Here is a 5,981-nt window from a genome sequence, read left to right as displayed (position 1 = left end):
CGTTTAGAAAACGCACCGAATCTCCATCCTTTATCTCAGCGCGATTGCTCGTTCAGCTCCCCTTCCCCTTTTTACGTCATGCTGCTCTGGCTTGATGAGGTTACCTACACAGCATCGCGCCGCCTGCACTCCCGTCCTTTATGAATTGCACATCATGATTAGATTCCACACCAATGACCCCATTACTGATAGTGCGCTATTGAGGCGGTGGATAGGGCTTATTAACAAACTGATGAGATAGCATGTGATTTGAGGGAGCGTTCGATGAGGTGTTGAGACGTTAAGATAGAAGAGCGGGGGAGTCGAGACAAAAAAGCCGATGCACAGGCATCGGCTCAAAGAGGAGGGAGTCGCTTAGAGGATTTGTTTCAGCACGCGGTCGGCTTTGACGCGGGTGATTTTACGAATTAAACGCTGAACATTCTCTGGGTAGTTTTCTAACTTCTCGATTTGGCGGTAGGTGCACACCAATTGAGTGTGTTGAAGAATGTTTTCGACTTCTTGCTCAAAACGTTCCGTCAGGTGGTGGTAATGATCGGTGATCAGGATAGCATTCTCAAGATCCAGCTTCCAAGCGCGTGGATTGAGGTTGTTGCCAGTGATGAGCATATAGCGCTTATCTACCCAGATTCCTTTTAAGTGGAAGCTGTTGTCACCGTCTTTCCACAGGTGGATAGAAAGTTTGCGACTGGCGATATTCGCTTCGTTGATTTTAGCGAAGCGGCGCAGGTTGAGTTCATACAGATACGGCAAGCCACCAATGGTTTTAAATTCCTGTGTTGGTGGAATGTAGAAATCGTTTGCCGTTTTGTCACCCACCACAATATGGACTTTCACGCCGCGTCGGATTGCCTTACGGACTTCCTTCGCAACGCCTTTCGGAAAGTTAAAGTAAGGTGTGCAGATGAAGACTTCGTCTTTCGCTTGAGCAATCAACTGAACAATGTATTGGTTCAGGCGGTTGCGACGTTTTCCGATCCCCACCAAGGGTGTGATACCCACTTGATCGGGGCCGACGTCTTGGGATTCAAAATGGTAATCCGCTTGCGATAATGTCGCTCGGAATTGACGAATGTCCGTTTTGATTTCTTTCGTGGTTGGCTTGCTATGGCATGCGAGATCGTTCACCGCAGGGTGAGCCAGCATTTGTTGCTGGATAAACTCAACCATGCTGTCGGCCAACACTTGATTTTCGATCGTATGGTAGCGGTCAAAGCGATAACGTTCTTTGTAATGCAGATAGACGTTATTGAGACTGGCACCACTGTAGATGACTTGGTCGTCGATGATAAAGCCTTTCAAGTGTAAGACACCAAAGACTTCTTTACCACGAACGGGAATGCCGTAAACCGGAATGCAGTGGTCGTACTGCTCTTTGAAGGACTTATACATTGCTGCGTTGCCTTCTGACGAAGCTGCACCGATCAGACCCCGTTGCGCGCGATGCCAGTCAACACAAATGTTGATGTCTAGGCCGGGATTACGCTGTTTCGCTTCATACAGCTCAGTGAGAATTTCTCGACCAGCATCATCATTCTCTAAATAGAGCGCCACTATGTAGATACGCTTACTTGCCTGACGAATCGACTCAATCAGATGAGTGCGAAAGTCTTTGGCAGAGAACAAAACACCAAACTTATTCGGATCTTGCGCAATAGTTGGTAGCTGTTCGAATGGGTTTCTACGAGCAATCATAGGGATGCTTTACCTTACGTACGTGCAAAATTGCGAGCAGAGCATATTACCAAAACTCAGCAAAGAAAGGCTAGGAAAGTGCACAATTCTTAGCATATCTCGGGTATGAATTGCATCGGAATGAGATCTTTACCGCTTGATGAATAACGCTTAAACAGCGTCTGTAGCTCTGCAGGCAATGTTTCGGCAGCGATGGGGATGAAGTTCGCTTTGCGATAAAACTCAGTCAGGTGGGCATAGGCGAAACAATAGTCATGTTGTTGAAGAATGTGTGCCTGACAGTAGTGGAGTAATGCATGACCAATCCCCGTGCCGCGTTGCGTGCTCTCAACCGCCATGCCCGTCAGCAGGCGATATTGCGCCACCATGCGAAATCGCACGATGCCACACAGCCCTTGATTGCCATAAGCGCCGATCATCAACTCGTCACGTTTGGGTTTGGTGCTCGCATAATGTTGCTGATAAAAACGTTTCACTAGGGGCAACTTTATCGGGTCTATGGGTTCAAATTGCAGAGTCGGCATTTGTATCTGTCTTCAAAGTACATCTGTTGTAGAATGATCCCAGTTTAGTTTATTCAAAGAATCTCATGCAATTACATCTCGACGCGAACTTAAAGCCTTACCATACGTTTGGTATTGAACAATCTTGCAAGGCGCTGGCTATCATTGAGTCGGCTGATGATCTGATACAACTGCATCAGGACGAACGCTGGCAGGGGCTTCCCAAGCTGATGTTGGGCAAGGGGAGCAATATGCTGTTCACCGAGCCGTTTCAAGGGTTGGTGATGGTTAATCGCATGACGGGAATTACGTATCGTGACGATGCCCAACATCACTACTTGCATGTCAATGGTGGCGAAGATTGGCCAGCCTTAGTGACCTGGTGTATGAAGCAGCAGTTTTATGGTTTGGAGAATCTCGCGCTCATTCCCGGTTGCGCGGGCTCTGCACCGATTCAGAATATCGGTGCGTACGGCGTTGAGTTCCAAGATATCTGTCAGTACGTGGATTACCTGTGCCTCGAGAGCTTCACCATCAAACGTCTCAGCGCGCAAGAGTGTTTGTTTGGTTACCGAGATTCCATTTTCAAACATCAATTGTACGGTAAAGCGATTGTCGTTGCCGTGGGATTAATTTTGAATAAAGATTGGCAGCCCGTCGCGTCTTACGGTCCGTTACAAGTGTTGGGAGATGACTGTTCGCCAGAAGCGGTTTATCAAACCGTCTGCCGCACGCGAATGGACAAGCTACCCGACCCTGCGGTGACCGGAAATGCCGGCAGCTTTTTTAAAAATCCCGTGATTCGGCCGGCTGAATATGACCGATTGAAACAATCATTCCCTGACATGGTGGCGTATCCCACTCAGGATGGGGTGAAAGTTGCGGCGGGTTGGCTGATTGATAGCGCGGGCTTGAAGGGCGTCTGTGTTGGCGGTGCACAAGTGCATCCGAAACAAGCCTTGGTCTTGATCAATACAGGAACGGCCACCGCGCAGGATGTGGTTGAACTGGCTGCGTTGGTACGCCGTCGCGTTGAAGCACAATACGGGATTTGTCTCGAACATGAAGTGCGTTTTATGGGCGCGACCCAAGAAACATATTTAACCCATTTAATGGAGAATGCAGAGTGAAAGAGCATAGCGTAAAACTGACATTATTGAAGACCCTGTCGGATGGTGCTTTTCATTCTGGTGAATCACTTGGTGCCCAGTTAGGCATGACCCGTGCCGCGATCAGCAAACACATTCAAGGAATTCAGGAATGGGGTGTGGATGTCTTTCGCGTTCAAGGGAAAGGTTACCAGCTGGCTCAGCCGCTACATATGTTGGATGAAGCGCTGATTCAAGCCCAGGTGAGTAACCCGGTTGAGCTGCATCCGATTATTGGCTCAACTAACCAGTATCTGTTGGATAATGTCGATACGTTGACATCTGGCACCGTGTGTTTGGCGGAGTACCAAGCCAATGGACGAGGACGTCGTGGTCGTCATTGGGTGTCACCTTTCGGCGCGAACCTCTATTTTTCCATGTATTGGCGACTAGACGCTGGTATCGCTGCGGCAATGGGACTGAGTTTGGTCGTGGGTGTCGCGATTGTGGAAGCCTTGGAAAACATGGGGCTGGAAGGCGTAAAATTGAAATGGCCAAACGACTTGTATTATCAAGACCGCAAACTGGCTGGGATTCTGGTGGAGTTATCGGGTCAAGCCGGTGCCGCGGCACACTTGGTGATTGGTATGGGGATGAACCTCATTATGCAGGATCGTGAGTCGAATATTGATCAACCGTGGTCAAGCTTGTCACAAGTGATCGGTCAAGATCATGTGGATCGCAATCAGCTGGCGGTCGCCTTCATCCAAGCGCTGGATCAGGCGCTGCGTGATTATGAGCTGTATGGCATGCAAGACTTCGTTGGGCGTTGGAATCGGTTGGATAACTTTATTGACCGAAAAGTTCGCTTGATCATGGGGGACAACGAGATCACCGGTATTGAGCGTGGAATCGATGCGCATGGTGGCGTGTTGCTCGAAATGGACGACGGCATTAAGAGCTTTATCGGCGGCGAAATTTCGCTTCGCAAAGGTGAATAAGTGAACCCCAACAAAAAAGAGGCGAATTGCCTCTTTTTTGTTGCTCAACGGTTACTTCCGGAGCAGTACTTCTTCGACCGTATGATTGTGGCTCTTGCGCAGAATCAGTTGGGCGCGCTCTTTGGTCGGTAAAATGTTTTGCTGCAGATTTTTTCCATTGATGGTGTGCCAAATGTCTTTGGCTTTGGCTATCGCTTCTTCTTCCGTGAGCTGGGTGTAGTGGCTGAAGTAAGAACCCGGTTTCATAAACGCACCTTGGCGGAATTTCATAAAGCGTTCGACATACCATTTTTCAATCATGGAGCTGTCTGCATCGACATAAATCGAGAAATCGAGGAAGTCAGAGATAAAAACACGATGCGGATCGTGCGGATAATCCATGCCACTTTGCAAGACATTCAACCCTTCGATAATCAACACGTCTGGACGATCAACGACCTTCATCTCCGGCGTAATGTCGTAAGTTAGATGCGAGTAGATTGGGGCTTCCACATGGGGTTCGCCTGCTTTCACGTCCGAGACAAACTGCACCAAACGACGCATGTCGTAGGATTCTGGAAACCCTTTCTTATGCATGATGTCACGTTCATTGAGCACGCGGTTGGGATGCAGAAATCCATCGGTGGTGACCAGCTCGACTTTCGGGTGATTTTCCCAGCGTGACAACAGTGCTTTGAGTAGACGAGCGGTGGTGCTTTTCCCGACGGCAACACTACCAGCGATGCCAATCACAAACGGTGGCGCTTTCTCGGTGTTCCCCAAAAATTGATTCAGCACTGAGTTACGGCTTTGCCTTGCAGCAACATACAAGTTCAGTAACCGAGCAAGGGGCAGATAGATCTCCACCGCTTCTTTGATGGTTAGGTTTTCATTGATGCCTTGCAGCTCTTGAAGGTCCGTTTCCGACAACGTCATAGGCACAGAATTACGTAACTCTGCCCACTGATGACGAGCAAAAGACAAGTACGGGCTCATAAAATGCTCAATCGTATAATTAGAATAAGAGAGGGGAACATACAATATGGCGCTGATAATTCAAATGAGAAAGATGACAGAATTAGCGATTGAATCGAAATTTGAGTGAAAAATCATCGAATAAACAAAAACGTGCCAAATTTGGATTTTTTTTGGTTTTAAGGGTTGCAAGGTAAGAAATCATTCAATAGAATGCGCTCCACTTATGCCGACTTAGCTCAGTAGGTAGAGCAACTGACTTGTAATCAGTAGGTCACCAGTTCGATTCCGGTAGTCGGCACCATTTTCCTTCGGAGTAAGACTCCAAGTCGTAAAATGGGTAAAAAATTTGGAGGGGTTCCCGAGTGGCCAAAGGGAGCAGACTGTAAATCTGCCGGCTCCGCCTTCGATGGTTCGAATCCGTCCCCCTCCACCATATTCTTAAGGAAATAGCTCTCAGAGTTACGTGTTGCGGGCATCGTATAATGGCTATTACCTCAGCCTTCCAAGCTGATGATGCGGGTTCGATTCCCGCTGCCCGCTCCACTCATTTAAGAGTGCTGATATAGCTCAGGCGGTAGAGCGCATCCTTGGTAAGGATGAGGTCGGCAGTTCGAATCTGCCTATCAGCACCAGCTCTAAGCAAACTTTTCCTTTTGATATATACTTTACTACCGGTAATTTTTGGTTGCGTGGTCATTATTTAAAGCCACCTATATCCGTACCTAGAGGGACAACCC

Annotated in this window: 5 protein-coding genes and 4 tRNA genes; 6 read left to right on the top strand and 3 right to left on the bottom strand. The window is 48.2% G+C overall.

Translation table 11 applies throughout. The features are described from left to right. Positions 1-354: 354 nt before the first annotated feature. Complete coding sequence (pssA, locus tag ACF8PK_RS13815) at positions 355-1,695, bottom strand: CDP-diacylglycerol--serine O-phosphatidyltransferase (protein WP_004728247.1); 1,341 nt, start codon at positions 1,693-1,695, stop codon at positions 355-357. Positions 1,696-1,784: 89 nt separating this feature from the next. Then, complete coding sequence (locus ACF8PK_RS13810; protein ID WP_238770588.1) at positions 1,785-2,219, bottom strand: GNAT family N-acetyltransferase; 435 nt, start codon at positions 2,217-2,219, stop codon at positions 1,785-1,787. A 65-nt stretch (positions 2,220-2,284) separates the two neighbouring features. Between ACF8PK_RS13810 and murB the strand changes: the two genes are divergently transcribed. Continuing rightward, positions 2,285-3,328: a UDP-N-acetylmuramate dehydrogenase gene (gene murB, locus ACF8PK_RS13805; protein ID WP_392441843.1), complete on the top strand. Its 1,044-nt coding sequence runs from the start codon at positions 2,285-2,287 to the stop codon at positions 3,326-3,328. Then, positions 3,325-4,287 (top strand): bifunctional biotin--[acetyl-CoA-carboxylase] ligase/biotin operon repressor BirA, encoded by a 963-nt coding sequence (birA, locus tag ACF8PK_RS13800; RefSeq protein ID WP_232658386.1) that lies wholly within the window; start codon positions 3,325-3,327, stop codon positions 4,285-4,287. Before murB ends, birA begins: the two co-directional genes overlap by 4 nt. A gap of 51 nt (positions 4,288-4,338) precedes the next feature. Here birA and coaA read toward each other — a convergent pair whose 3' ends face one another. Next, positions 4,339-5,262, bottom strand: coding sequence for a type I pantothenate kinase (gene coaA / locus ACF8PK_RS13795; RefSeq protein ID WP_014203983.1), 924 nt, complete (start codon positions 5,260-5,262; stop codon positions 4,339-4,341). A gap of 207 nt (positions 5,263-5,469) precedes the next feature. On the opposite strand from coaA, the gene ACF8PK_RS13790 reads away from it, so the two are divergent. From ACF8PK_RS13790 to ACF8PK_RS13775, 4 genes are all read left to right on the top strand, one after another. After that, positions 5,470-5,545: transfer RNA gene (locus ACF8PK_RS13790), tRNA-Thr, on the top strand. A 47-nt stretch (positions 5,546-5,592) separates the two neighbouring features. After that, positions 5,593-5,677, top strand: a tRNA-Tyr gene (locus tag ACF8PK_RS13785). 35 nt (positions 5,678-5,712) lie between these two features. Continuing rightward, positions 5,713-5,787, top strand: a tRNA-Gly gene (locus ACF8PK_RS13780). A 13-nt stretch (positions 5,788-5,800) separates the two neighbouring features. Beyond that, positions 5,801-5,876, top strand: a tRNA-Thr gene (locus ACF8PK_RS13775). The last annotated feature ends 105 nt before the right edge of the window (positions 5,877-5,981 follow it).

Origin of the sequence: Vibrio sp. CJQ_6 (genome assembly GCF_043106745.1) — a bacterium.
Taxonomy (GTDB): Bacteria; Pseudomonadota; Gammaproteobacteria; order Enterobacterales; family Vibrionaceae; genus Vibrio; species Vibrio furnissii.
Note: the sequence above shows the minus strand (reverse complement) of the source record. Positions and strands in the feature narration are given on the sequence as shown.

Excerpts from the sequence above, each read along its gene's own strand:
- pssA (WP_004728247.1), bottom strand. The coding sequence starts at position 1,695 with ATGATTGCTCGTAGAAACCCATTCGAACAGCTACCAACTATTGCGCAA.
- ACF8PK_RS13810 (WP_238770588.1), bottom strand. The coding sequence starts at position 2,219 with ATGCCGACTCTGCAATTTGAACCCATAGACCCGATAAAGTTGCCCCTA.
- murB (WP_392441843.1), top strand. The coding sequence starts at position 2,285 with ATGCAATTACATCTCGACGCGAACTTAAAGCCTTACCATACGTTTGGT.
- coaA (WP_014203983.1), bottom strand. The coding sequence starts at position 5,262 with ATGAGCCCGTACTTGTCTTTTGCTCGTCATCAGTGGGCAGAGTTACGT.